The organism is Sorangium sp. So ce394 (genome assembly GCF_051474665.1).
Classification (GTDB): domain Bacteria; phylum Myxococcota_A; class Polyangia; order Polyangiales; family Polyangiaceae; genus Sorangium; species Sorangium cellulosum_D.
Genome location: NZ_CP150339.1, coordinates 2,742,652 through 2,768,976 on the forward strand (window position 1 = coordinate 2,742,652; position 26,325 = coordinate 2,768,976).

Consider the following 26,325-nt stretch of genomic DNA (forward strand, 5'->3'; position numbering starts at 1 on the left):
GATCAAAACTTTACCTTCGGTTGAATCGCGCCCACCGGCTTCTGGTCGTCTGGAGCGCGCTCTGTCTCTTTCCCGCGTTGCTGCTGCGCCGCGGGCGGCTTCGAGCCCGCCCTGCCGCCGCCGCTCTTCCGCTGCTGGCTCGCCGTCGACGCCGACGCAGGCGGCTTCGCCTGCGGATCCTCCCCGGCGCTCGCCGCCCCCTCCGGCGCCGACGCCGCCCCCGTCGCCTGCGGCCCCGCCGTGCCCTGCGGCGCTGCCGCCTCCACCCCCTCCTTCACGCTCGTCCCCGGCGCCCCGCCCACCGTCGTCGGCGCCGCCGAAGGCAGCTCCGGCGGCGGCGCCGGCTGCGCTCCCGGGCCCCTCGACACAACCGCCCACGCCACCGCCCCCGCCGCGGCGGCGCACCCGAGCCCCGCGACCGCCCAGAGCGCCTTCCGGGACTTCTGAGGCTGCTCGACGACGATCGGTATCTCCCCGCCCTCGTCCTCCCCCGCGGCGCTGCGCGCCGATACCGGCGGCATCGCCGGCGCCTGCTGCACGCCCCTGCCCGCAGCCATCGGCAACGGCGGCGCCCCCGCCCCGAGCCGAGCCACGTCCGCCGGACCCCTCGAGATCGGCGGCACCCCGCCGATCACCGCATTCCCCGCCGCCGCCGCCTCCACGAGCCCCGCCTCGCGCAGCAGCTTCTCCGCGTCGATGACCAGCGTCCCCTTCGGCCCCATCGCCGATGACGCCGCCCCCGCGCTCGCCCCCTCCACCGCGTGCGCCTCGACCCGCCGCTGCGCCGGCGGCGCCGACGGCAGCCGCCCCCGCTCCGACACCGGCCCCGCGGGCACCGGCGCCGCCCCCCCGGCGGTCTGCGCCAGGTGCGCCGCGCCCCCCGCCTGCTGCGCCGCGTACCGCTCGCGCCACCCGCCGAACTGCGGCTTGTCCCCCGTCTCGCCCTGCGGCCGCGCCCCGAACAGCTTGCGCGCGATCTCCCCCTCGTCCTCCGCGACGTCCTCGATCCGCAGCAGCGCCCCGTGGCGATCCTCCATCGTCACGTCGCGCTCCCGCACGAACCGCACCGACACCCCACCCGGGATGTCCGCCTCACGCCCGCTCGTGATCGACGTCCACTTGATGTTCGACCGGTACAGCACCGTCGCGATCCTCGCCGCGGCGTGCGCGATGGCCCCGAACGGCTCATCGTGCTTGTGCACGATCACGACCCGCTTCGGCAGCGACCCCTCGTCCGCCACCCAGTCCCACGTCGCGCTGCTCCGCCGCAGGTACGGCAGATCCCCGAACTCCTCGACATACCGCTCCAGCACGTGCGCCACCCGCTCCGGCGCGTCGCGCACCGCGCCCACGTACTCGCGGTAAAACATGCCCGCCGACGAGTTGACCTCCGTCGCGTTCATCACATGCCGGTAAAACGTCGCCGACGCCTCCAGGAGCGACGTGTACCCGAGGTCCCGATCCACCGCGACGAGCCCGTGCGCGAACGGCGGATTCCCCCGACCGGCGTGATCTATCGCCCCGCCGATCCGGAACCCGAAGATGAGCCCCACCGCCCCGTGCCCAGGCTCATGCTGCGTGTCGTCGCGCGACAGGTTGCCGATCGCGAACGCATGCGTCGCCCCCGTCGCGGGCTCGATGTACTTCATCAGCCGCGCCAGGTGGCTGAAATGCGTCGTCGTCAGCGCCCCCTGCGGCACCTCCGGGCAGTACATGAAATCGATCTGATGCCCAGGGATGTTCCCGTGCAGCACGTGATACCACGCCGCCTCCGCAGGCGCGCGGTACCGCGGGATCACATACCCCGAGGCGCCCTCGCTACCGTACATTGGGCCTGACCTGCTGCTGCGGCATCTGCGGGGCCGGGAGCTGCGCCGTCCGCGACAGCGAAGGATTCGGCCCGATGTCCGCCTTCATCCGCTGGAGCAGCTGCGGATCATACGCGTTCTTCGGGAGGATCCGCTCCACGAAGTGCGAGAACAAATGGTGCGTGCTGTGCCCGTAGCTCGCCGACCCGACCAGCACCCGAATGTCGATGTGGTTCTTGTACCGCTCGAGGCTGTCGATGAGCGGCTTGTAATACCCGCGCGCCTCCTTCTCCACCTCGGCAGGCGTCCCGGACAGAACATCGGACTTGTTGATGAACAGCACCACCGCCTTGCACGACGCCAGCGTCTTCGGGCTGAAGAAGAACTGCAACGACTGCGGCTGAAACTCCCGGAGCTGCTCCTGGATCCGCGACGGCTCGAGCTTCTGCCCGTCCTTGCCCGCCAGATCCACCACCATCAGGAGCCCGTGGATCTCCTCCATGATGAGCTCCTGCTGCGCGTCCACGATGTGCTCGCCGCCCCAGTCGCCGATCTCGAACACGTGCTCCGTCAAGACCTCTTTCGTGAGCACGTGGCTGACCGTCCGCTCGTACCGCTCGATCTTCGTCCCCTGCAGCGTGCCGAGATCCACGAGCGGATTCGCCCACTTGAGCGTGAGCGACGTCTTGCCGGTCCACTTGATGCCCAGGGTCAGGATCTTGTAGCGCTTCTGCGTGATCTTCGGCCGGCTATCGAGCTCGCTCTTGTACCAGTCGATCTCCTTCTGCTGGGCGTCGAGCCAGTCGACCTTCTGCCGGTCCTCGCCCCGCGCGATCTCGAGCGCCTGCTGGAGCTGCGCGTACTGCCCCCGCATCTGCTCCAGCTGGTTCTTCGCCTGCCGGAGCGCCTCGATGTGCTGGTTCGCGTCCTTCAGCTGCCGCTTCAGCGGCGCCACCTGCATCAGCAAGAACACGACGCCCGCGCCGCACGCCACCGCAACCAACCCAAGCACAATCGGTAGAACAACCTGCATGGCCCTCAAACCTCGCGCCCCGACGGGCGGCTATCCCAAGCTGTCCTGTCCCGTGCGGCCGGAAAAACGGCCAGCGCGGGCCGGCCTGAGTCCTGAGCTCTCATCAGACCACGGCTCGCCGCAGCCGACAAGTCCGAGGTAGTCCCCGGCACCAGCCGTGCCTTCAACGTTCGCCAGCGTTCGCCATCGCCCGCCATGGCCCCACACACCTCGCGCCCCGCGCCCGTGCCGCTCCCCACGACGCCCCGCTACCGGCCTGTCCCGCTCACCGCGCGCCGCCGCCCTTCCGGGTCACCCGCGGCAGCGCCGTCCTCGTCTCCGGCGCGAGATCCAGCGCGTCCCGCTCCCCGGCCGCGAGCCGCAGCGCGCCCGCATACGCGATCATCGCGCCGTTGTCCGTGCAGCTCGCGAACGGCGGGACGAACAGCGCGAGCCCCCGCCGCTCGCACGCCGCCGCCATCCTCGCCCGGAGCCCCCGGTTCGCCGCGACGCCCCCCGCGAGCACCACCCGCTCGACCCCCTCGACCCGCGCCGCCCGCACGGTCTTCTGCACGAGCGCGTCGACCACCGCGCCCTGGAACGCCGCGCACAGGTCGTGGAGCGCCTGCCCCTCGGGCCGCCCCCGCTTCGCCACGTGGCGCGCCACCGCGCTCTTGATGCCCGAGAAGCTGAACTCCAGCGACTCCTTCCGCGCCATCACCGCCGGCACCGCCTCCGACGCGGCCGCCGCATTCCCCGTCGCCGCGAGCCGGTCGACCACCGGGCCGCCCGGATACCCGAGGCCGAGCAGCTTCGCCACCTTGTCGAACGCCTCGCCCGCCGCGTCGTCGCGCGTCGCGCCGAGCTCGCGGATCGCGTCGAGCGAGGGCCCGTCCACCCGGTAGATCGCCGTGTGCCCGCCCGAGGCGAGCAGCGCGACGTACGGGAACGACGGCCGCTCCTCCGGCGGCGGCGCGCCGCCCCGCCGCAGGAACACCGCGAGCAGGTGCCCGACGAGGTGATCGACGCCGACGAGCGGCTTGCCCGCCGCCCACGCGAGCCCCTTCGCCGCCTGCAGGCCGACGAGCAGCGCCCCCGCGAGCCCAGGCCGCGACGTCACCGCGACGCCGTCGAGGTCCGCCGCCGCGACGCCGGCGCGCGAGAGCGCCTCGCGCACCACCGGGACCACCGCGCGCGCGTGATCGCGCGCCGCGACCTCGGGCACGACCCCGCCGTACGGCGCGTGCAGCGCCACCTGGCTGCGCACGACGTCCGAGAGGACGTCGCCGCCCTCGGTCACCACCGCCGCCGCCGTCTCGTCGCACGATGTCTCGATCCCTAGAACCCGCATGTCCCCGTCCGCCGCGTCAGCCTGAAATTGCCGAACACCTGCCGCTCTCCCTCCGCCTGCGCCGCGCCCGGCGCAAGCGGCTCCCGGCCCGGCCGGAGCAGGCGGACCTCGACGGACGCGTCGGTGCGCAGCGACAGGATCGCGAGCAGCGGCTCCGCCGCGGGCTCCGACGCGCTCACGGCGTAGATCGCGTTGCGCTCGCGGCCCTCCCCGAACTCCAGCCGCGACAGCGGATCGTGGGCGAGCGCGCCGATCGGACGCAGCGGCGCGCCGTCGAGGAGGCGCCGCTCCGGCGCGGCGCCGTCGGGCGCCTCGTAGGTCCACAGCGCGCCCGGCGGCTCCGGCCCGTCGAGCGCGTCCGCGTCGAGCGACAGCCGCATCTGCACCCGCGGGCTCAGGCCCGCGCGGAACGCGCCGCCCAGCGTGATCGCGCCGCAGTACGCCTCGCCGTCCGCCGTCGAGAACCGGCTCACGTCGTCGCAGCCGGCCGCGCCGCCCGCCGCCGCCGCGCCGGCCAGGACGAGCGGCGCGAGCCGCAGCGGGGCGCGCCGCGGCCCGGGCGCTAGAGCGGCGCTCACGGCGCGCCGCTCCGCATCAGATCGGCCGCGGCCTGGCGCACGCGCGGCTCGGGGTCGCGCGCCGCGAGGTGCTTCAGCACCGGCGCCGCCGCCGCGCGGTCCGCCGAGGCGAGGGCGCGCGCCGCCGCCTCGCGCACGAGGGCGTACGCGTCGGAGCGGGCCGCCGCGCCGAGCGTCTCCGCCACCTGGCCCGGCCGCCCGCCGGCCGCGCCGCCGCCGCCCGGCGCGCCCAGCCGGCCCAGGGCCTCCGCCGCGCGGACGCGGAGCGGCCAGCTCGGCGAGGCCCGCAGGAGCTCCGAGACCGCCGCGATGGTCGGCCCGTGCCGGACCGCGCCGAGCGCCGCGAGCGCCGCCCGCCGCACGCTCTCCTCCGGATCGCCGAGCGCGTCGACCACCGCGGCCTGCGCCTCGGGCTCGGGCCGCGTGGCGAGCAGCTCCACCGCGCGCGTGCGCACCTCGATCGCCGGGTGCCGCACGAGCGCCACGAACCCGCCCACGACCGCGGCCGCGACCCCCTCCACGGCCGCCTCGACCTGCCGCCGGAGCTCCGGGGCGAGCTCGGCGCGCCCGTCCGTGAACGGCGCGAGCCCGAGCGCCGCCGCGCCGGCCGTGGCGCCGCGATCGCCGGCCGCGCCCGCGCCGCGCGACAGGATCGCGTCCGCGACGACCAGCGCCCGCTCCGGCGACGTCGCGACCGCGGCGACCGCCGCCTTCTGGAGCGCCGGGCCGAGCGCCACGAGCGCGGCCGCGCGGTCCTCCGGGCCCGGCGGATCGGGGTCGAGCCCCGCGAGCACGTCCTTCACCGTCAGCGCCCCGTCCGGCACGGGCAGCGGCTCTCGTGCGCGCGGGTAGGCCCGCCGCGTGAGCGCGACCGCCGCCGACACCGCGGCCGCGCGCAGCCCCTCGTCCGACGAGAACGCGCCGGCCGCGATCGCCTGCGCGGCGCCCCCCGAGGCGGGCGCCTCGGCCTCGCCGGCGCCCTTCGCCGAGGCGCCGTCGCCGAGCCGCGCGAGCGTGAGCAGCGCCGCGCGGCGGAGCTCCGGCTCGCTCGAGTCCGCGAGCGACATGAACAGCGCGGGCCCCTCGCCGCCGCCGCCGATCTCGCCCAGCGCGCGGACCGCGGCCGCGCGCGGCACGGAGCCGGCCTCGGGCGCCCGCGCGACCGCGGACAGCGCCGCCGCGTGCCTCCGGTCGTGCGTCAGCCCGAGGCCGACCGCCGCGATCGCCCGCACCTCCGGCGCCGGCGAGGACAGGAGCCGCGCGAGCAGCGCCTCGGCCTTCGCCGCGGGCCGGCCGCCGCCCGCCGCGAGCCGCGCCACGCCCCAGGTCGCCGCGACCGCGACCGCGTCGTTCGGCAGCACGGTCGCCGCCGCGTCCCGCGGGGCGAGCATCTGCTCGTAGCGCTCCAGCATCGACGGGTCGCGCAGCGCGCCGCACGCGATCATCGCGCGGGCGCGCAGGCCCTTGTCCGCCTGCCCGATCGCGAAGTTGTAGAGCGCCGGCCCGGCGCTCTTGTTCTCGACGTAGGCCAGCACCTCGATCGCGACCTTCTGCTGCGACTCCTTCTCGTCGGCGAGCGCGTCGAGCAGCGGCTTCACCGCGCGCGCGCCGATCTTCGCGAGCTCCGCGCGCGCTGCCGCGCTCGCCGCGCCGCCCTCGGCGCGGACCTTCTGCATCAGCGGGAAGGTCATCGCCCCGTACAGCTCGACGAGCAGCCGCCGGTAGAGCGGCTTCTGCGGGTTGCCGACCGCGACCGGCAGGAGCTCGCGCTCGAGCACCTCGAGCGAGCCCCGGCCGAGGTTCACCTGCATCGACATCCGCGCGGCGCGCGCGACGAGCTCCTCGTCGTTCGACGCCCGCACGACGCGGCGGAAGAGCCGGTCGGCCTCGTCGGCCTGCCCCGCGGTGAGCAGGAGCTCGGCGAGGTCGAAGTAGACGGGGAACAGCCGGTCGTTCTTCGCGAGCGCCTGCCGGTACTCGGCGATGGCGCGCGGGAAGTCCTGCCGCCTCCGGTACATGTCGCCGAGCTTCTGGTGGCCGCTCGCGTCCTCGGGCGACAGCTCGACGGCGCGCGCGGCGTACCGGATCGCGTCGTCGTCGCGGTAGAGCTCCGCGGCGTACTGCGCCATGCGCTGGTAGAACTCGCGGGCCCGCTTCGGGTTCACCTCGACGAGCTTGCCCAGCACGTCGATGGCGCCGAGGAGGTTCTGCTGGAGCACGAGCACGCGCTCCAGCGCGAGGAGCGAGTCCTCGTCGCCCGGCGCGGCCTGGACGAGCTTGCGGAGCGTGGCCTCGGCGTCGGGCAGCCGGTGCAGCTTGCGCTGCACCTCGGCGAGCAGCCGCCCCGCCTCCAGGTCGGGCGGGGTCGCGTTGAAGCGCGCGCCGAGCGGCCCGACGCGGCCCTGCAGCTCGTGGGTGAGCGACCAGAGGCTGACGATGTGGGTGCGCGCCTCGCGCGCGAGCAGCTTGTCGCCGCCCGCGCCGGCGAGCAGCTGCTCCCACAGCTCGCGCGCCTCGGCGTAGCGCGGCCCGGCGTTGCCGAGGGAGCTCGCGGTGCGCTCCAGCGCGATCGCCAGCGCCTTCTTGTAGCGGGCGTTCGCGGGCTCGAGCTGCGCGGCCTCCCGGAGCGCGGCGAGCGCCTCGGTCACCATGTCGTGGTCGAGGTACACCTCGCCGAGGGTGGCCGCGGCGCGCGCCCGGCTCGGCACGACCAGCTTGATGCGCGCCCAGGTCTCCAGCGCCTTCTTCTTGTCGCCCGCCTGGAAGTACCGGTCGCCGAGGTCGACGAGGTGGCTCGGATCCCCGCCCGCGGCCCCGGCGAGCCGCTGGAGCACCTTGAGAGCCCGGTCCTTCTCCTCGACGCGCTCGTAGAAGTCGGCGACGGCCGCGAGCGTCTCGGGCTCGTCCGCGACGCGCCCCTCGAGCTGGGTGAGCAGCGCGAGCGCCTTGGGCCGATCGCCCCGCTGGATGAGCGTCTCGCACAGCTCGAACACGAAGTCGGCGTTGTTCGGGGCCGCCTTGATCAAGAGCTCGTACTCGCGGATCGCGGTGTCGAGCTCGCCGGCGGTCTGGAGCAGGTGCACGAGCCGGAGCCGCGTGTCGATGTGCTTGCCGTCGAGCGCGAGCGCCCTCCGGTAGATCGCGATCGCCTTGTCGACGTCGCCGGTCTCCTCGTACAGCGCGCCGAGGGTCGCGAGCCGCTGGAAGTCCTGCCCCCGCTCGGCCTCGAGGATGGCGATGAGCTCGGCGAGCTTGCCCTCGGCGCGGAAGGCGTCGGTCATGATGAGCAGGATCTCGGCCCGCACGCCCGCGGCGTTGCCGGCGATGGAGAGCGCCCGCTTCAGGACGGCGAGCGCCTCGTCCATCTTCTTCTGCCGCGCGAGCGCCTGCCCGAGGTCGCGCAGCGCCGGGGCGAGCGCCCGGTTGTCGCCGGCGGCGGCCTTCACGAGCTCGCGGAACTCGGCCTCGGCGCGCGCGTGGTGCCCGCGCGCGGAGAGCTCGCGCCCGAGCTCGGCCTTCACGAAGAGCGAGCCCTGCGCGTTCTTCACGAGCGCGTCGTGGTGCGCCTTGGCCGCGTCGAAGTCCGAGAGGTCGAGGCAGAGCGCGAGCAGCGTGCGCCGGGTCTGCTCGACGTCCGCGCCGACCTTGAGCAGCGGCAGCGCCTTCTCGTAGTGCGTCCGTGCGCGGGCCTTGTCGCCGCGGTCCGCCTCGAGCTGGGCGAGCGCCATCATCGCCGCCGGGTCCGTCGGCCGGTCCGCGATGGCGGCCTCGTACGTCTTGATGGCGTCGTCATAGCGCCCGTCCTGCTTGTAGATGCCGGCGAGCACGACCTTGGAGGCCCAGGCATCGGCGCCGGGCTGCGCGGCGCGCCGCTCGAACTCCTCGACGAGCTTCTTCAGGTTCCCGTCGCGCTCGCGGTAGAGCTGGGCGAGGCGCTGGAGCGGGAAAGGCGCGCTCGGCTGGCTCATGACGATGGCCGTGTAGCGAGCGATGAGCGCGTCGTTCGACGGCCCGCTCCGCTTCGCGTCGGCGCCCTCGGCCGGCTCGGGCTTGGCTTGCGGCGCTTGTTCGGGCTGCGGCCGCGGTCCCGGCTGCGGCCGCGGTCCGGGCTGCGGCCGCGCGGCGGGGCCCGGCTTGCCGCCGCCGGGCTTCGGGGCCTTCGGTTTGCGCTTGCCGCGGCCGGAGGGATCGAAATCCGCGGCCTCGGCGTGCGGGATCGCGAGCGTCGCGGCTGCGGGGACCAGGACCGCGAGGCAGCCGGCCAGAACGAGGGATCGCACGGGGGTAGGGTAGATCGGCGGTGCGCGGCGGGCCACGCGGAGCGGCGGCGGCGCGTCCAGGGAGGGGCGCGATCGCGGCGCCGGGCGCGCCGGGCGGGTGAGCTCGGCGGGCACGTCTGCTCTCTCCGGGGGAATGCTTGACGGGCGAGGTGGGGCCGAGGACAGTCCCTGTGCGCGCCGCGAGCCCCGTCTCCGCCGCTGAAAGGCGGCGGCCCCATTGAAGGAAGGAAGCCATGCCCTTCGTCCCTGCCCTCGGCCAGTCCGATTTCCGCGAGCTCCGCCGCGCAGGTGCCGGCTACGTCGACAAGACCTCGTTCATCACACAGCTCCTCGCCGATCCTGCGCAGGTCGTCCTGTTCCCGCGGCCGCGCCGCTTTGGAAAGACATTGAACCTATCTACCCTCGCGTATTTCCTCGGGAAATCCGACGAGGACCTCTCCCCGCTGTTCCAGGACCTCGCCGCCTGGAGCGACCCGGCGGCCCGCGCGCATTTCCAGCAGCACCCTGTCCTGCTCCTCACGTTCAAGGACATCAAGACCGCCTCTTACGAGACCACCCAGGAAGGGATTCGCAGCGAGCTCCAGGGCCTGTATGCGAAGCATCGTTATCTCCTCGACGGAGGGGCGCTCGAGCCGCATGAGCGCCCGCGGTTCGAGCGCATCCTTTATGGCGAAGCGACCGAGGAAGACTGCCGTCGCTCGCTCAGGGAACTTTCGGATCACCTCGCGCGCCATCACGGCCGCCGGGTGATGATTCTCATCGATGAATACGACACCCCGATCCAATCCGGATATCTCAACGGCTTCTTCGACGAGGTGACGCTGTTCTTCCGGAACTTCTTCTCTGCCGCCCTCAAGGACAATCCCTCCCTCTTCAAGGGGGTGCTCACCGGGGTGCTGCGGGTCGCCCGGGAGAACCTCTTCTCGGGCCTCAACAACGTCATCGTCTCCTCGATCCTGAACGATCGCCGCTACGCAACGTCCTTCGGCTTCACCGAAGCGGAGGTCGCCGGCGTCCTTGAGCACGCGCGGCCCGACAGCGCTCCCGCCGGGCAGACCGCGCCGCTCCCGGAGCACGCGCCGCCGCGCCTCGACGAGGTCCGGGCCTGGTACAACGGATATCTCTTCGGCGGCGAGGTCATCTACAATCCCTGGTCGATCCTCAACTGCGTGGCCAGCGGCGCCCTCCGGCCCTACTGGGTCAACACCGCCTCGACCGACCTCCTCCAGGAGCTCATCGCGCGGCGCGGGCTCGGCCTCTCGAGCGAGACCGAGGCGCTCCTGCGCGGCGAGCCTGTCGAGGCACACATCGACGAGAACATCGTCCTCCGCGACCTGGACCAGCAGCCCGAGGCGCTGTGGAGCTTCCTCCTCTTCTCCGGCTACCTCACGCCCAGGGCGGTGCGCGAGGAGCTCGGGGACGTCATCGCCGAGCTCGCGATTCCCAACATCGAGGTCCGCGTCGCCTATCGCGATCTCTTCCGCTCCTGGCTCCGGCGCGGGCTGCCCGAGCGGAGGCACGCCGAGGGGCTGCTCCGCGCGCTGCTCGAAGGCGACGCGCCGTCTCTGGAGGCGCTGCTCGAGCGGCTGCTCGTCACCGTGATGTCCTACCAGGACCCCGCCGGCCGGGAGCCGGAGAAGCTCTATCACGGCTTCATCCTCGGCCTCCTGGTGCAGCTCGAGGGCGATTACGACGTCCGCTCCAACCGCGAGTCGGGCCTCGGCCGCGCCGACGTCCTCGTGCGGCCGCGGACGCCGGGGCGTCCAGGGGTCGTGCTGGAGCTCAAGGTGCCGCAGCGCGGCGAGACGCCGGAGCAGGCGCTCCTCGCCGCCGCGCGGCAGGTCCGCGATCGCCGCTACGCGGCAGAGCTCATCGCCGCCGGCGCCGCGCCCGTGCACGCGCTGGTCGCGGTCTTCGACGGAAAGCGCGCCTGGGTCAGGCCCGTCGCCGAAGTCCTCTCCGGCGCCGAGGACGGACCCTCGCGGGACTGACCGCTCCGGACACGTGTCGTGGTGCGGAGCACAACCTCCTGCCCACCTTACGCACCGCTCCGCGGCAAACCGTAACCTGGATCTCGTAACGGTTGCCTTCCTCACAGCACAAATTGCTGCCTGGAAGCGGCGCGGTTCTGGATATCCTCGGCCACTGCGATGGGCTCTTCCGACGCACTGCACTGGCGAGCGCCGCGGCTCCCGGGGCCGCCGCAGGGGTACCGCTGATGCGCGCAGGGGACCTCGTCGGCAACCGCTTCGAGATCGAGGGGCACGCCACCGCCGGCGGCATGGCGCAGATCTTCCGCGCCCGCGACCGGCTCACCGGCGAGCCGGTCGCGGTGAAGATCCTCCAGCGCCGCGGCCCCCAGGAGACGCACCGCTTCCTCCGCGAGGCGCAGGCGCTCGCCACGCTCCGTCACCCCGGGATCGTCGCGTACGTAGCGCACGGCGCGACCGAGGGCGGCGACCTCTTCCTCGCCATGCAGTGGCTCTCCGGCGAGACCCTCGCCGAGCGCTTCCTCCGCGAGCCGCTCACCGTGCCCGAGAGCCTCGCGCTCGGCGCGCGCGTCGCCGCCACGCTCGGCGCCCTCCACCGCCTCGGCGTCGTCCACCGCGATCTCAAGCCGAGCAACCTCCTGCTCGTCGGCGGCTCCGTCGACGAGGTCACCCTGCTCGACTTCGGCGTCGCGCGCGTCGCGGAGGCCGGCCAGGAGCTCACCATGCCCGGCGTGATGCTCGGCACCCCCGGCTACATGGCGCCCGAGCAGGCGCGCGGCGAGCTCACCATCGACGCCCGCGCCGACGTCTTCGCCCTCGGCTGCGTCCTCTACCGCTGCCTCACCGGCCGGCCCCCGTTCGTCGGCAACGACGGCCTCTCCGTGCTCGTGAAGGTCCTCCTCGAGGATCCGCCCCGGCTCCGGGAGCTCCGCGGCGAGGTGCCCGCCGCGCTCGACGATCTCGTCATGCGCATGCTCGCCAAGGCCCCGCGCGACCGCCCCCGCGACGGCGCGGCCGTGGCCGCCGAGCTCGCGTCGCTCGGCGAGCTCGCGCCCGGCTCGCGGCGCGTCCCGTTGCCGATCGGCGGCCCCGCCCCCGAGCTCACCACCGGCGAGCGCCGGATGATCTGCCTCCTCCTCGCCCGCGACGGCGCGCTCGACAGCGACGCGACCCGGTCCGAGGGCGAGGACGCGCTCCGGGTGCGCGCGCTCAGCGCCCTGGCCGAGCGCCACCAGGGCCGCCTCGAGATCATCGAGTCGCGCTCGCCGGTCGTCGTGCTCTCCGGCGCCGTCGCGCCGACCGATCTCGCCGCCCGGGGCGCGCGGTGCGCGCTCGCGATGCAGGTGCTGCTCGGCGGCGCGCCCGTCGCGCTGGTCTCGGGGCGCACCGAGCTCACCGCCCGCTCCCCGATCGGCAACCTCATCGATCAGGCCGCGGCGCTCCTCGCCGGCGACGCGGCGCGGCCCGGCGTCGTCCGCATCGACGAGGTCACGGCCGGCCTGCTCGGCGCGCGGTTCGACGTCGGAGCCGACCCCGCCGGCCACCTCCTGCGCGGCGAGCGCGACGACCTCGAGGTGGTGCCGCGCCTGCTCGGCAAGCCGACGCCGTGCGTGGGCCGCGACCGCGAGCTGTCCCTCCTCGAGGCGACCTTCGTCCAGTGCATCGAGGAGCAGACCCCGTCCGCGGTGCTGGTCACCGCCCCCGCGGGCATGGGCAAATCGCGCCTGCGCACCGAGCTGCTCCGGCGCCTCCGGGCGCGCGGCGAGCCGATGGAGATCTGGATCGCGCGCGGCGATCCGATGAGCGCCGGCGCCTCCTTCGGCCTCCTCTCGCAGGTGCTCCGGCGCGCGCTCGGCGTCGCCGACGGCACGCCGGCCGCGGCGGTGCAGCGCAAGATCCGCGAGCGCGTCGGCCGCCACGGCGAGGACGGCGCCCGCCTCGCGCCGTTCCTCGGCGAGCTCGTGGGGGCGCCCTTCCCGGACGACGAGAGCGAGGCGCTCCGGGTGGCGCGCCGGAGCTCTCTGCTCATGGGCGATCAGCTGCACCTCGCCTGGGAGGAGTTCCTGCGCGCCGAGTGCGCGGCGCAGCCGGTGCTGCTCGTGCTCGAGGACCTGCACTGGGGCGACCTGCCGACGGTGGCCATGATCAACAGCGCCCTCCGCAACCTGCGCGACGCGCCGTTCATGGTGCTGGCGCTCGGCCGGCCCGAGGTGCGCGAGATGTTCCCGAAGCTGTGGGCCGGCCGCGGCGTGCAGGAGATCGAGCTCACGGGGCTCTCGCGCCGCGCCAGCGAGCGGCTCGTGCGCCAGGCGCTCGGCAACGCGGCCGCCGAGCAGGTCGTCGCCACGCTGGTCGAGCGCGCCGACGGCAACGCGTTCTTCCTGGAAGAGCAGATCCGCGCCGCCGCCGACGGGCGGGGCGCCGCGCTGCCGGAGTCGGTGCTGGCGATGGTGCAGGCGCGGCTCGAGGCGCTCGATCCCGAGGCGCGGCGCGTCCTCCGGGCGGCGAGCGTCTTCGGCCAGAGCTTCCGGCCCGCGGGCGTGGCCGCGCTGCTCGGCGGCGCCGACGCCGAGGTGGGGGACCGGCTCGCCGAGCTCGTCGAGCGCGAGGTGATCGTCGCGCGGCGGCAGCCTGGCCGGCGCGGCGACGGCCTCCTCTCCGCGCTGTCCTCCTCCCCGCGCCCGGGGCCCATCGACGAGCCCGAGCGCGACGCGCCCACGGCGTGCGAGGCCGCGGCGCTCGAGCTCGGCGCGTCGGGCGAGGCCGAGCCCGAGTACAGCTTCCGTCACGGCCTCGTGCGGGAGGCGGCGTACGGCGCGCTGACGGACTACGACCGGCAGCTCGGGCACCGGCTCGCGGGCGAGTGGCTGGAAGGGGAGGGGAAGGGCGACGCGGCGGAGCTCGCGGAGCACTTCGAGCGCGGCGCCGAGCCGGGGCGGGCGGCGGCGTGGTACCGGCGCGCGGCGGAGCAGTCCCTGCGCGGCAACGATCTCCTCGCCGCGATCCGGCACGCCGAGCGCGGCCTCGCGTGCGGCGCCGCCGGGGTGGAGGCGGGCGGGCTGCTCCTCGTCGAGGCGGAGGCCCGCGTGTGGCGCGGCGATTTCGCCGCGGCCGAGCAGCGCGCGCTCGAGGCGACCGCGCTCTTCGAGCCGGGCTCGCCCTCCTGGTACTCCGCCGCGACCGAGGTGGTCATGGCCGCCGGCAAGCAGGGGGCGCTCGACCGCGTCGAGTCCTGGGTGGCGACGGCGCGGGGCGCGTCGCCCGGCGAGGGCGCGCTCACCCGGCGGGACATCTGCCTCGTCGAGGGCGCCCTCTGGCTCGTCTTCGGCGGCCGCTACGCCGCCGCGGACGGGATCATCGCCGCGCTCGAGCGCAGCGGGGACGAGGGCCGGGCGCTCGACGTCGAGGTGCGCGCCAGGCTTTACGAGGCGCGCGCCATCCGCGCGATGACCTTCGGCGATCCCGGCGCTTGCCTCGAGGGCATCGAGGCGGCGCTCGCGGTGTTCGAGCGGAGCGGCGATCGCCGCAACGCGTGCTCGCTGCGGGTGAACCTGGGCGCCGTCACCATGGAGCTCGGCGACTACGAGGGGGCCGAGGCCGCGCTGCGCGCCGCGCTGCGCGCCGCGGAGCAGATGGAGCTCACGGACCTGGCCGCGTTCGCCCGCAGCAACCTGGGCAACGTGATGATCGCCCGCGGCGACCTCGACGAGGCGCGGCGGGTCGAGGCGGAGGCGATCGCGACGTTCCAGCGGCTGGGCGATCCGAGGGCCGAGGGGGTCGCGCGCGCCTACCTGGCGAAGGCGGCGCTGCTCGGCGGCGACCTCGCCGCCGCGGAGGCCGAGGCCCGCGCGGCCGCCGAGCTCCTGCAGAGCGCGCCGCCGCTGCGCGCCGCGGCGTGGGCGCTCTCCGCGCGCGTGCTGCTCCGGAAGGGCCGCGCCGACGAGGCGCTCGCGCTGTCCGGCGAGGCGCTCGCCCTCCTCGAGTCGCTCGGCGCGGTCGAGGAGGGCGAGTCGCTGATCCGGCTCGTCCGGGCGGAGGCCCTCTTCGCGAGCGGCCGGCAGGACGAAGGGATCGCCGCGGTCGCGCGGGCGCGCCAGAGCGTGCTCGCCCGCGCGGGGCAGATCTCGAATCCTCGCTACCGGGATCGGTTCCTCTCGTCGCTCGACAACGTCGAGACGCTCGCGCTGGCGGCGCGGTGGCTCGGCGACAGCGACGCTCGGCAATGATGCGACATGGGCGCGACGGATAACGGTGCGATCCAGCGAACGTAGGATTCCCTGCCAGCGTCTCTCCCGAAGTCCTCGCGCCGCCCACGAGCGCGCCTAACCGGCTGCTCACACGCTGTTTTTGCCATATCGACGCAGGTGCGGAATCTTGAGGTCCCTCCCGAAAACGGGTTGAGGAAACTCCTGATGCATGTTTGAATGGGTATTGAGGGGGCTATGCGAAATCGTATCGTACTCGCGATCTCGTTCCTGGGCCTGATGACTGCCTGTTTGCCGGCCTGCATGAGTGAGGGCGACCCCTTCGAGGAGGACAGCGAGACGGCGGCGCAAGAGGTGTTCACGCGGAACGCATTCACGAAGAACGCGCTCAAGGCCAGCGCGCTCACGACCGACAGGGTCGCGACGGGGGAGCTCACTGGCAATCCGCTGACCACCGACGCGATCGCCGGCAGCGGCGATGTCCTGAACGCGCTCCGGGATCCGTTGGCCCGAGAGTTCCTGAAGTACGCGGTGGGCTGCGCGCTCCCGGCGGGGCAGTCGGTGGAGGTCTCCCTGGACGGCGAGACTCACGTCTTCGAGGGGGATGTCGGTCTTTCACCCGAGTGGGGCAGGGCGCACGGGCACTGCAACGCGCGATGCCAAGGGTGGGTGTCCTCCTGCATGCTGGCCAGGGTCAACCACCTCGGGGAGAGCCTCCCCATCTCGATGCGCGGCCAGAACAAGGCCCTCGAGCTGGAGCCCGCGGAGCGGGAGTCGTTCCCTCACCGGGAGGGGGCTTATTTCGGCGATCTCTTCGCGCCGGAGCAGCTCCGGTTCGCGTGCAGGTCGCCCGGGTCGACGCTCATCCGCCGCGTGTGCGGCGGGACGGGCGCGGACGCGGAGGGCTGCGTCGTCGAGGTCCTCGGCGAGTGCGACGATCGCTGCGGCAACCCGGCGTCGGACGGCAGCTTCCGGAACTGCTCCGGCGGCGGCCATACGATTCCGACGACGGTGACGATCTTCCGGCAGTAGCGGGATCAGGTCCCTGCCGCGGGCTCCTCGTCGCCCTCGAATAGGACGCACGCCGACGGGCAGCTCCACGGCCTCGAACGGCTCGGCGCGCACGCGGTCGCCGGGGCCCCCGCTTTCGTACTAGAGTCGCGCCGCCATGAACCGACGGCCGCCCGCCCTGCTCGCCTGCCTGCTCCTCGCCGCCTGCGCCTCGCCGGAGCCCCGGCCGAAGGAGCCCCTCGGCCAGATCCCCGAGGCGACGACCACGGCGAAGCCCGAGTGGCTCCCCTTCCGCATCCGCGCCGGCAAGAGCGTCGCCGCCGATCCGCGCGAGAAGCACCTCGCCGACCTCCGGCAGCTCACCTTCGCCGGCGAGAACGCCGAGGCCTACTGGTCGCCCGACGGCAGGAAGCTCATCTTCCAGTCGACCCGCGACGGCAACGCGTGCGACCAGCAGTACGTGATCGACCTGGAGAGCGGCGAGGTCCGCCGGGTCTCGAACGGCCAGGGCAAGACGACCTGCGGCTACTTCCTCTTCCCCGCGCCCCCGGCCCCGGCGCAGCCGCGCGTCCTCTTCGCCTCCACCCACGCCGCCGGCGAGGCGTGCCCGCCGAAGCCGGATCACTCGCAGGGCTACGTGTGGCCGCTCGACGAGTTCGACATCTACACCGCGAACCCCGACGGCTCGGATCTCCGCCCCCTCATCCAGGGCAAAGGCTACGACGCCGAGGCCACCGTCGCGTTCGACGGCTCGCGCCTCGTGTTCACGAGCACGCGCGACGGGGACATCGAGCTCTACACCGCGAAGCTCGACGGCTCCGACGTCCGGCGCATCACGAGCACGCCCGGCTACGACGGCGGCGCCTTCTTCTCGCCCGACTCGACAAAGCTCGTCTGGCGCGCGAGCCGCCCGACCGGCGCGGCGCTCGACGACTACCGCGCGCTGCTCGCCAAGGGGCTCGTCCGCCCGAGCGCCCTCGAGATCTTCGTCGCGGGCGCCGACGGGCAGAACCCGCGCGCGGTGACGAGGAACGGCCGCGCCAACTTCGCGCCCTACTTCCTGCCGGACTCGCGGCGGCTCGTCTTCGCTTCGGATTTCAGCACCCCGCAGGGCGCCCGGGGCATGCCGAACTTCGACCTCTACCTCGTCGACTCGGAGGGGCCCCCGGGGCCCGACGGCGTGCCGCCCGTCGAGCGCGTCACGTTCTACGAGGGCTTCGACAGCTTCCCGATGTTCTCGCCGACCGGCGAGCACGTCGTCTTCGCCTCGAACCGGTACGGCGCGAAGCCCGGCGAGACCAACCTGTTCGTGGCCCGCTGGGTCGAATGACCGCGCCGCCGCGGCGCCGCGCGCCCCTCGCCCTGGCGTCGGCGTGCGCCCTCGCGGGCTGCTCCAGCGCCCCGGCGCAGCCGTCGCGCCCCGCCGCGGCCGTGCCCCCGCCGGCCGACATCGCGGGCGCCGCGTACGCCTCGCCGGCGCGCTGGAGCTACCACCCGGCGCCGCCCGAGGCCGCGGTCGCGTGGGCGCCGTCCACCGGCGGCGGCTGCGTCGTCGTGGCCCAGGGCGGCCAGCGCTGGACGGTGACGCCCGAGCCCCGGACGGCCGCGGCGGCCCGACCGGACGCCGCCGCGCCGCCGGGCGCCGCCGCGCAGCCCGTCCGGTGCGCGGGGCAGGGCAGGGCGAGCGCCGCGCCCGCGCCCGAGGAGCTCACCGCCATCGTGCGGCGCTCGCCGGCCTCCTGGATGTTCGTCGGCGCGAGCGGGTCGATCTACGAGGCCTCCTCGCCGCTCGGGCCGTTCACGCGGACGCTGTCGCCGCCGGAGCCGCTCGTGCAGCTCGCGGGCGCCGGCGGCTCTCTGCTCGGGGTGACCCGGGCCGGGGGCGTGCTCCGCTGGCGCGAGGAGCTCGGGTGGAAGCCGACCCTGCTCGACGGCGCCGCGGCGCAGGCCGGGTCCCCGCCGCGCGCCTTCGGCGTCGCCATGGCCGAGGGCGGCCGCGCGCTCGCGCTCGCCCTGCCCGAGGCCCTGTTCGCGAGCGAGGACGGCGGCGCCACCTGGGCGCGCGCGCCGCTCCCGGCCATGGGCCTGTCGCGCGTCGGCGTCCTCGGCGGCGAGCTCCTCGCCGAGGGCCTCCTCGCGTCGGCGACCTGGGATCCGCGGCGCGCGCCCGCGTTCTCGCGCGGCGCGGCGACGCTCCCGCGCGCCGACGTCGAGCTCGCCATCGCGGCCCCGCGCGCGCCGTCCGCCGCCGCGGTGTGGCTCGGGCGGGCGGCGATCGCCGGCGATCGCTACGTCGAGGCGGTGCGCCCGGACGACGCCGGCGCGCCGTGGCGCCTCGCGAGCGGCCCCATCGACGGGCCGCTCAAGGAAGCGCCCCTGCCGGGCACGGGCGAGTGCGGGAGCATCAAGCTCGGCGCGAACGGCCGGCGGGTGGTCGCGGTGTGCGCCGAGCCGGACGGCGACCGCATCGTGGCGCGGGTGCTCCGCAGCGAGGACGGCGGCGGCGCGTGGTCGCCGGCCGCCACGCTGGAGACGGCGGACATCGATCAGGTCGGCGTCGCGGTGGCGCCCGAGGGCGCGGCGCTCGTGACCGGCGTCTGCAGGCCGAGCGACGGCGCGGACGGCTGCAAGCCGACCGCGCCGCTGCTCCTCACCCGCGACGGCGCCCGCGACGCGCGCGACGCGGTGACCCTCGCGGCGGCCCCCACGCTCAGCGCCCCCGCCGCGCTGCCCGCGTTCTCGGCGGACGGGCGCTCCGCCTACTTCCTCGGCTACCGCGGCAAGGACGAGCGCCTCGCGCTGTTCGTCTCGCACGACGGCGGCGAGACCTTCGCGCCGCGGTCGCTCGACGCGACCGGCGGCGCGCCGCCGGCGGCGCGGGGGGACGGCGCCGAGGACGAGGACGAGGACGCCGAGGGCGGCCCGGCCGAGGGCGCGTCGCCCGAGGGGCTCGAGATCGTCGAGGAGAGCGCGCTCCGCCCCGCGGACGACGGCGCCGTGGGCCTGCTGCTCTCGGATCGCGGCGCGCTCACGTACCTCACCGCGGACGAGGACGGCCGGGTGCTCACGGCGGCGGCCGCGCCGGCGGAGAGCGCGGCGCTCGCCGGCTTCGGGCGGCGCGTGGTCGCGCTGTCGGCGCGGGCGTCGCGCGGGCGCGCGGACGGCGAGGACGTCGCGGCGTTCTGGGAGTCGCTCGACGGCGGCGTGACCTGGGTCGAGCTCCCGGAGATGCCGGCGCTCTCGCGCGAGCTCGCCCAGGCGCCGGTCGCCGTCGCGTGCGGCGCGAGCGGCTGCCTCTTCGGCGACGTGGCGACCCGCGTCGGCTGGGGCGGCCAGGCCGAGGCCGCGCCGCCGCGCGCGCCGGAGCCTCCGCCGCGCGCCCAGCCCGCCGTGCGCACGCCCATCGTCTGCGAGACGCTGCCGTCCTCGAAGTGGACGCGCATCGACCACGTCGACGCGAGCGGCCTCGGCCTGCCCGACGCCGACGAGCTCCTGCGCGGCCGGTCGGTCTGGTCGTTGCTCACGCGCGCGCCGAGCGGCGCCATCGACGTCGTCTCCGCGACGCTCCCCGAGTCCGGCGCCGGCGAGGCGCGCGTCGTCACGCGATCGCTCTTGCCGGCGGTGCCGGCGGGGCTCGTGGGAGCGCGGGTGGCGACCAACCTCACCGCGCAGATGGAGGGCTACGCCGCGGCGCGCGTGCGGATCCCCGGCGGCGCGGCGAAGCCGGGCGCGCCGATGCGCAACGTCGAGGTCGCATGGGAGAACTGGCTGGACGGCACCTCGGGCCGCGGCGTCATCCCCGACGCCGGCCCGTTCGAGCTCGGCGACGTGAAGCCCGCTCCGGACGCCGCGCGCAACGCGCCTCCGGGCGCGCGCCCTCAGCCCGGCCAGCGCCGCGCGCCCGCGCCGCCCCCCGAGGATTTCTACGACCCCGCGCTCCTGTCGGTCTCGCTGCGCGGGATCTTTCTTCGCCCGCACTCCGGCAGCGCGCACTCGGAGCTCACGTTCTTCTACGAGCCGTCCGGCAAGCTCCAGCGCTTCGATTTCCCGTCCTGGCCCGCGTCGGGCCTCCACGGCGGCCTCGACGTGCGGGCCGACGCCGTCCTCGCGGACGGCCAGCCCGTCGGCGTGGGGATGGTCCGGCAGGCGTCGAACGGCCCGGTGACCGCGATGCTGCTCGCGCACCGCCCGGCCCCGGCGCCCTCTGCGGGCGCGCCCGCCCCGCCCGGCCCGGGCCCCGCGTGGGCGATCGACGCCGTGACCGTCGCGCCTCCCGCGGGCCGCGATCGGCTCGTGCACACCGACTGGACCTACGCGGGCACGTCGATCGGCGTGACGACCCTGGTCGCCGATCCAGGGCACGCGATCGCCTGGGCCCTCTTCCAGCCTTTTCGCAAGGACGGAACGCTTGGCCCTGCGCGGCCGCTGCCGACGCCGTTCGATCTCGGCGACGCGCCGCGCCCGTGCTCTGCCGCCGAGCGCGCCGCGACCGCGCGCCATGAAGCGCCGCTCTTTTTGGGCAGCGAGGCCCTGTTCCCTGGCACGCGCCACCCCGTCGTCGTCACCGACGCCGCTGGCCCGTCGGGCGCGCCCGAGGTGATGGTGCTCCTGACCGCCTCCACGGTGCTGCACGGCACGCCGTCCGCGCCGTGCGTCGCCGGCTGGGACGCCCGGGCGATCGGGCGGGCTCCTCTTTCCGCGATCCTCCCCGGCGATCTCGCGCAGTCGTGGCTGTTCCGGGCGGCGGCGGGCTCGTCGGGCGCGACCGGCACGGCCATCGAGCTCCGCCGGATGGCCTGCCGCTTCGAGCCGGGCGCGAAGGTCCCGGAGGCGGTATGGAGCGAGCCGGCGCTCGACGGCTCGCCGCGCCCCGAGCGCTGAGCGCTGAGCGGCGGCCGAAAGCCGAGAAAAAGAACGGCTGAAACGCAGCAGAGGGTGCGATGAAACGCTCCTGGATCCCGGCTCGCGGTAACCTTCTAGCGGTTCGCGTCTGCGCTTCGGCGCTTGCGTTCGTGGTCTGTGCGGCGATAGCCTGGCCTGCCTGAAAGGGAGGCGGCATGATCCGGAAGCGACGGCGGTTGGAGCTCAGGAAGACGCTGTTCCTGCTTCCGAACCTGATCACGCTCTCATCGATATTTTGCGGCTTCGACTCGATCCGGCGCTCGGCGACCGCGCAGTCGGAGGATGATTTCTACCGCGCCGCGCTGCTCATCGTCTTCGCGATGTTCTTCGACACGCTCGACGGGCGCGTCGCGCGGATGACGAAGACCCAGAGCGCCTTCGGCCTGCAGATCGACTCGCTGGCCGATATCGTCTCGTTCGGCGTGGCGCCGTCGATGCTCGTGTACCAGTGGACGCTGCACCGCTTCGATCTCGCGGGGCTGCTCGTGTCGTTCATCTTCACGGCGTGCGGCGCGGTCCGGCTGGCGCGCTTCAACGTCCTCTCCATGGGCGAGGCGGGCAAGCCCACGAAGCCCTCGAAGTACATCGTCGGCCTGCCGATCCCGGGCGCCGCGGGGATCCTGGTCTCGATCGTGGTGGCGAACCACGCGGCCGCCGGCGACATCGGCGGCGAGCGCTACGCGCCGGCGATCCTCGTGACCACGACGATCCTGTCGCTGCTGATGGTCTCGACGATCCGGTTCCGCTCTTTCAAGGATCTCCGGCTCAACGTCCGCACGGTGCTCTTCGTCGCGTTCGCCGTCGGCTCGAGCGCGGTGATCTCGACGCAGCTGCAGCCTGCGTTCGTGCTCGTGTGGCTGCTCGGCTTCTACGTGCTGCTCGGGATCTTCGAGTCGCTCTGGCACCTGCCGGCGCGCCTCCGCGGCCTGTCGCGGGACTCGGCGCCGCCGCCCCGGGTGCCCCCTCCGGCCTGACGCGGGTCCCGGCCGCTGGCCGACCCCGGGCCGCCGGCATCGCGGCCCAACCGCTCGGGCCTGTTTTTGAGTAGACTGCGCGCGATGAAGAACCGCGTGTTCTTTCCGCAGGCCGCGCTCGACGACTGGATCGCGAGCGACCGCGTCGATCTGAACAACGACGAGCTTCTGATCAAGACCGAGGGCCGCCGCTACAAGATCATCGAGGCGATCCGCGTGCTCCGCGAGGTGACGGGGGCGGCGGACGTCCACGAGGTCCTCGGCCGGGTCAAGACGCGCGCGTTCCTGCGAGAGCTCGGGGCGGAGATCCTCGAGGGGTCGATGATCATCGGCGACAACGCCTACGACGTGATCCCGGGGTTCATCGGCGCGCCGGTGGGCACGTTCGCCGAGCACCGCAAGGCCGCGCCCGCGTCGACCGCCACGAACAGCAGCCTGACCAGCGACGAGGAGCTCCTCGCCGCGTTCCTGACGAGCAAGATGTAGCGCCGCCGCGCGGCGGTCACCGGCCGGGCGCGCGGCGGTCCCCGGCGGGGCCCGGAGCGCCCCCGGCGCGGCGCCCCGGCAGGGCGCGACGGCGCCGCAGCCGCCGGCGACCCGTCGGGCGCGACGGCGCCCCCGGGCGCAGCGGTCGCCCCGGGGCCCCACCCTCCGATCGGGGCCTCGCGCTGTCGGGCCGGCTCCGACGACGGTACGCGCCCCCCTCCGAGCGCGGCGGGCCATCCCCGGTAAGGCAGGCTATAACGGGGGCCATGCCCGAGGTCATCTCCGGGATCAGCTTTGCGCTCGCGCTCCTGTTCTACGGCGCCGCCAGCGCGCTCTTCTTCCTCGACGTCGCCCGCAGCCGCGCGCGGCTCCCCTCCTCGGGGGAGCTCCCGCGCCTCCTCGGCGGCGGGGCGCACGCCCACGACCCCGCCGCTCGGCCGAGCGCCACCGCCGCCGCGCGCGCGTCGCGGCACGCGCCCCTGCTGCTCGGCCTGGGCGCCCTCGGGCACGCGACCTACGTCACGCTCGCCAGCTTCGTCGCGCGCGTCTGCCCGGTCCACTCGGTCCACTTCATGCTCTCGGTCGCGTCCCTCCTCGCGATCGCCGTGTACCTCGTCGCCCGCCGTCGCTTCCGCATCGACGCGCTCGGGCTCCTCATCGGCCCGCTCGGGCTCGCCTTCCTGCTCGGCACCTTCTTCCTCGGCAAGCCGCACTCCGAGCAGAAGCTCAGCCCGCTGTTCATCGCGGCCCACGTCATGGCGAACCTGCTCGGGATCGCCCTCTTCCTCCTCGCCGGCGCCGCCGCCGCGCTCTACCTCGTCCAGGAGAAGCGCCTCAAGCGGAAGCGGCACGTCGAGCGCATGGGCGGCCTCCCGCCGCTCGACACCCTCGATCACGCCGTCCACCGGTTCCTGATCGCCGGTTTCCCCTTGCTGACGCTCGGCATCGTCACGGGGACGTACTGGGCGCACCAGCTCGAGATGGGCAGCACCGAGGAGGTGATGCGCGCCATCTTCGGCTACGCCACCTGGCTCCTCATCGCGCTCGTGCTGCTCCTGCGCGCCGCCGCCGGCTGGCGCGGCCGCCGCGCGGCGTACGGCACGATCGCGGGGCTCGCCTGCGCCGCGGCCGTGCTCGTGATCTACCTCGTCCGCCCCGCCGCGGGGCTCGGAGGCTAGCGCCCGTGATCTTCGTCGGGCTCTCCCACAAGACCGCGCCCATCGAGGTGCGCGAGCGGCTCGCGATCGGCCGCGATCGGCTCCCCGAGGTGCTCGGCCGCCTCACCGCGCACCCCGCCATCGGGGAGGCGCTCGTGCTCTCCACCTGCAACCGGGTCGAGGTCTACGCCTCGCCGCGGCAGCAGGCGCCCGGGCTGTCCCGCCCCGGCGGCGCCGCGCCGCCGTCCGACGAGGAGCTCGCGGCCGACAACGAGGCGCTGCGCGCCGCGGTCGGGGTCCTCGTCGGCCTCGGCGGCGACGGCGTCCGCGGCCACCTCGCCGGCCGCGTCGGCGGCGATGCCGTCCTCCACCTCTTCCGCGTCGCCGCGTCGCTCGACTCGATGGTCGTCGGCGAGCCGCAGATCCTCGGGCAGATGAAGGAGGCGATCGAGATCGCCCGCGGGGCGAAGACCCTCGGCGCGCGGCTCGGCCGCGCGGCCCACCGCGCGATCAAGGTCGGCAAGCGCGTGCGCACCGAGACGGCGATCGGCGCGGGCCAGGTCTCGGTCTCCAGCGTCGCCATCGATCTCGCCCGCCAGATCTTCGCGGATCTCGCCGGGCACACGGCGCTGCTCATCGGCGCCGGCGAGATGGCCGAGGCCGCCTCGAAGCTCCTCGTCCGCGCCGGCGCCCGCCTCGTCGTGGTCAACCGGAGCCTGGATCGCGCCGCCGCCCTCGCGCGCGAGGTCGGCGGCGAGCCCCGCCCCTGGGCCGAGCTCGAGCGCGCCGTCATCGACGCCGACATCGTGATCTCGTCGACCTCGAGCCCGAGCTACGTGGTCACGCTCGACCTCGTCCGCCGGGCCCGCAAGGCCAGGAAGGGCCGGAGCCTGTTCCTCATCGACATCGCGGTCCCGCGCGACATCGACCCCGCCGTCAACAAGCTCGACAGCGTCTACCTCTACGACGTCGACGATCTCTCGCAGATCGTGGCGCAGTCGGTCGAGGGGCGCGCCGCCGAGGCGGCGCGGGCCGAGGCGATCGTCGCGGACGAGGCGCACGCCTTCGAGACGTGGACGCTCGAGCGCGCCCTCACGCCCACGATCGTGGGGCTCAGGGCCCGCACGCGCTCCATCCTCGCGGCCGAGGTCGAGCGCAGCCTCGCCGGCAAGCTCCGGCACCTCGGCCCGGCCGAGCGCCAGGCGCTCGCGCTGATGGTCGACGCCGCCACGAACAAGCTGCTCCACGTGCCCACCACCCGCCTCCGCGCCATGGCCACCGATCCCCGCGTCGCCGAGCACGTCGACTCGCTCCGCGAGCTCTTCGACATCGACGGCGCGCCGGCCGACAGCGCCGCCGCCCCGCTCGCCGAGGGGGAGCTGCGCGTCGCCGCGGAGGGCCCTCCCACGCCGCGGTCCGCCCGCGGGGCAGCGCCGCCGCCCTCCGGCGCGCGCGGCGCCTCGCCGCGGCAGGTCGACCCGCGCCCTCAGGTCGCGGACGACGACGGCCGCTACGCCCGGCAGCCCAGCGCGCGCCCCCAGCCCGCCGAGGCCGGCGTCCTGGCCGTCGCGAATCCGGCCGCGGCCGTGCGCGCAGCTGGGTTAAAGGGAGCGTGACCCCATGGAGCTCACCCTCGCCACGCGCCGCTCGGCGCTCGCCCTCGCCCAGTCCCGCGCCTTCGCCCGTTCCCTCGAGGCGGCGGTGCCCGATCTTTCCCTCCGCGAGCTCGAGGTGGTGACCTCGGGCGACAAGACGCAGGATCGCTCGCTCCAGGACATCGGCGGCAAGGGGCTGTTCATCAAGGAGCTCGAGGAGGCGCTGCTCGACCGGCGCGCCGATTTCGCGGTCCACTCGATCAAGGACGTCCCCGCCGAGCTCGCCCCGGCGCTGTGCCTCGCCTGCATCCCCGCGCGGGAGGATCCTCGCGACGTCATCGTCACCCGGAGCGGCGCCCCGCTCGCGGAGCTGCCGGCGGGCGCCCGGGTCGGCACCTCGAGCCTCCGCCGGGCGGTCGCGCTGCGCGAGGCGCGCCCGGATCTCGCGATCGAGCCGGTCCGCGGCAACGTCGACACGCGCCTCCGCAAGGTGTTCGACGGGTCGTTCGACGCCGTGGTGCTGGCGCTCGCCGGCCTGAAGCGGCTCGGCCTCGCCGATCGCGCCACCGAGGTCCTGTCGCCCGAGGTGTCGCTTCCGGCGATCGGCCAGGGGGCGCTCGGCATCGAGTGCCGCGCCGAGGACGCCGGCGTGCGCGGCGTCCTCTCGGCGCTCGCGGACCGCGAGACCACCGTCTGCGTCACGGCGGAGCGGGCCGTGATGGCGGCCGTGGAAGGCAGCTGCCGGACGCCGGTGGCCGCCTACGCGGTGCGGGACGGCGGCGCGCTCTGGCTGCGGGCGCTCCTCGCCGAGCCCGACGGCTCCCGGCTGCGGAGGGCCGAGCGGCGCGTCCCGTGGCCCGGAGACGAGCGCGAGGCCGCGCGCCTGGGGGAGGACCTCGGGATGGAGCTCAAGAAAGGCTGAGGCGCACGGGCCGACGCCGGTGCTCCGACGCTTCCCGCGCCGGCGCGCCCGTG

At 74.8% G+C, this 26,325-nt stretch carries 15 protein-coding genes; 10 read left to right on the forward strand and 5 right to left on the reverse strand.

From position 1 onward, the window contains the following. Positions 1-2: 2 nt before the first annotated feature. The 5 genes from WMF33_RS10190 to WMF33_RS10210 form a co-directional block, all read right to left on the reverse strand. Entirely contained in the window at positions 3-1,829 is a 1,827-nt protein-coding gene (locus tag WMF33_RS10190; protein WP_437336973.1) for a hypothetical protein, read from the reverse strand. Next, positions 1,819-2,841 carry a hypothetical protein gene (locus WMF33_RS10195; protein WP_437336974.1) on the reverse strand — a complete coding sequence of 341 codons (1,023 nt, stop codon included), beginning with the start codon at positions 2,839-2,841 and terminating at the stop codon, positions 1,819-1,821. Before WMF33_RS10195 ends, WMF33_RS10190 begins: the two co-directional genes overlap by 11 nt. Before the next feature lie 265 nt (positions 2,842-3,106). Next, positions 3,107-4,171, reverse strand: coding sequence for a tRNA (adenosine(37)-N6)-threonylcarbamoyltransferase complex transferase subunit TsaD (gene tsaD, locus WMF33_RS10200; protein ID WP_437336975.1), 1,065 nt, complete (start codon positions 4,169-4,171; stop codon positions 3,107-3,109). Next, a complete protein-coding gene (locus WMF33_RS10205; RefSeq protein ID WP_437336976.1) occupies positions 4,159-4,749 on the reverse strand; it encodes a hypothetical protein in 591 nt (196 codons plus the stop codon). Before WMF33_RS10205 ends, tsaD begins: the two co-directional genes overlap by 13 nt. Beyond that, positions 4,746-9,029, reverse strand: coding sequence for a HEAT repeat domain-containing protein (locus WMF33_RS10210; protein WP_437336977.1), 4,284 nt, complete (start codon positions 9,027-9,029; stop codon positions 4,746-4,748). Before WMF33_RS10210 ends, WMF33_RS10205 begins: the two co-directional genes overlap by 4 nt. A gap of 233 nt (positions 9,030-9,262) precedes the next feature. Here WMF33_RS10210 and WMF33_RS10215 point away from each other — a divergent pair, with 233 nt between their 5' ends. The 10 genes from WMF33_RS10215 to hemC all read left to right on the forward strand — a co-directional run bounded on the left by WMF33_RS10215 (position 9,263) and on the right by hemC (position 26,272). Then, positions 9,263-11,020, forward strand: coding sequence for an AAA family ATPase (locus tag WMF33_RS10215; protein WP_437336978.1), 1,758 nt, complete (start codon positions 9,263-9,265; stop codon positions 11,018-11,020). 227 nt (positions 11,021-11,247) lie between these two features. Beyond that, positions 11,248-15,246, forward strand: coding sequence for a serine/threonine-protein kinase (locus WMF33_RS10220; RefSeq protein WP_437336979.1), 3,999 nt, complete (start codon positions 11,248-11,250; stop codon positions 15,244-15,246). A 282-nt stretch (positions 15,247-15,528) separates the two neighbouring features. Beyond that, positions 15,529-16,257 carry a hypothetical protein gene (locus tag WMF33_RS10225; protein ID WP_437336980.1) on the forward strand — a complete coding sequence of 243 codons (729 nt, stop codon included), beginning with the start codon at positions 15,529-15,531 and terminating at the stop codon, positions 16,255-16,257. A 136-nt stretch (positions 16,258-16,393) separates the two neighbouring features. Continuing rightward, positions 16,394-17,566: a hypothetical protein gene (locus WMF33_RS10230; RefSeq protein ID WP_437336981.1), complete on the forward strand. Its 1,173-nt coding sequence runs from the start codon at positions 16,394-16,396 to the stop codon at positions 17,564-17,566. Next, positions 17,563-21,117, forward strand: a complete 3,555-nt coding sequence (locus tag WMF33_RS10235) for a hypothetical protein (RefSeq protein WP_437336982.1) — start codon at positions 17,563-17,565, stop codon at positions 21,115-21,117. The genes WMF33_RS10230 and WMF33_RS10235 overlap by 4 nt, the downstream gene beginning before the upstream one ends. A gap of 176 nt (positions 21,118-21,293) precedes the next feature. Continuing rightward, positions 21,294-22,112: a CDP-diacylglycerol--serine O-phosphatidyltransferase gene (gene pssA, locus WMF33_RS10240; RefSeq protein ID WP_044985697.1), complete on the forward strand. Its 819-nt coding sequence runs from the start codon at positions 21,294-21,296 to the stop codon at positions 22,110-22,112. Between the two features lie 84 nt (positions 22,113-22,196). Further along, positions 22,197-22,598 (forward strand): hypothetical protein, encoded by a 402-nt coding sequence (locus tag WMF33_RS10245; protein WP_020734041.1) that lies wholly within the window; start codon positions 22,197-22,199, stop codon positions 22,596-22,598. A 266-nt stretch (positions 22,599-22,864) separates the two neighbouring features. Beyond that, positions 22,865-23,776: a cytochrome c biogenesis protein CcsA gene (gene ccsA, locus WMF33_RS10250; protein ID WP_437336983.1), complete on the forward strand. Its 912-nt coding sequence runs from the start codon at positions 22,865-22,867 to the stop codon at positions 23,774-23,776. 5 nt (positions 23,777-23,781) lie between these two features. Beyond that, the gene (gene hemA / locus WMF33_RS10255) at positions 23,782-25,371 is read left to right on the forward strand and encodes a glutamyl-tRNA reductase (protein WP_437336984.1); all 1,590 of its coding nucleotides are present in this window, start codon (positions 23,782-23,784) and stop codon (positions 25,369-25,371) included. A 4-nt stretch (positions 25,372-25,375) separates the two neighbouring features. Then, positions 25,376-26,272, forward strand: a complete 897-nt coding sequence (gene hemC, locus WMF33_RS10260) for a hydroxymethylbilane synthase (RefSeq protein ID WP_061621267.1) — start codon at positions 25,376-25,378, stop codon at positions 26,270-26,272. The last annotated feature ends 53 nt before the right edge of the window (positions 26,273-26,325 follow it).

Bases quoted from the DNA above. Each gene is read 5' to 3' on its own strand.
- WMF33_RS10215 (WP_437336978.1), top strand. From the start codon at position 9,263: ATGCCCTTCGTCCCTGCCCTCGGCCAGTCCGATTTCCGCGAGCTCCGC.
- WMF33_RS10245 (WP_020734041.1), top strand. From the start codon at position 22,197: ATGAAGAACCGCGTGTTCTTTCCGCAGGCCGCGCTCGACGACTGGATC.
- WMF33_RS10220 (WP_437336979.1), top strand. From the start codon at position 11,248: ATGCGCGCAGGGGACCTCGTCGGCAACCGCTTCGAGATCGAGGGGCAC.
- ccsA (WP_437336983.1), top strand. From the start codon at position 22,865: ATGCCCGAGGTCATCTCCGGGATCAGCTTTGCGCTCGCGCTCCTGTTC.
- WMF33_RS10190 (WP_437336973.1), bottom strand. From the start codon at position 1,829: ATGTACGGTAGCGAGGGCGCCTCGGGGTATGTGATCCCGCGGTACCGC.
- tsaD (WP_437336975.1), bottom strand. From the start codon at position 4,171: ATGCGGGTTCTAGGGATCGAGACATCGTGCGACGAGACGGCGGCGGCG.
- hemC (WP_061621267.1), top strand. From the start codon at position 25,376: ATGGAGCTCACCCTCGCCACGCGCCGCTCGGCGCTCGCCCTCGCCCAG.
- WMF33_RS10235 (WP_437336982.1), top strand. From the start codon at position 17,563: ATGACCGCGCCGCCGCGGCGCCGCGCGCCCCTCGCCCTGGCGTCGGCG.
- pssA (WP_044985697.1), top strand. From the start codon at position 21,294: ATGATCCGGAAGCGACGGCGGTTGGAGCTCAGGAAGACGCTGTTCCTG.
- WMF33_RS10195 (WP_437336974.1), bottom strand. From the start codon at position 2,841: ATGCAGGTTGTTCTACCGATTGTGCTTGGGTTGGTTGCGGTGGCGTGC.
- WMF33_RS10225 (WP_437336980.1), top strand. From the start codon at position 15,529: ATGAGTGAGGGCGACCCCTTCGAGGAGGACAGCGAGACGGCGGCGCAA.
- WMF33_RS10230 (WP_437336981.1), top strand. From the start codon at position 16,394: ATGAACCGACGGCCGCCCGCCCTGCTCGCCTGCCTGCTCCTCGCCGCC.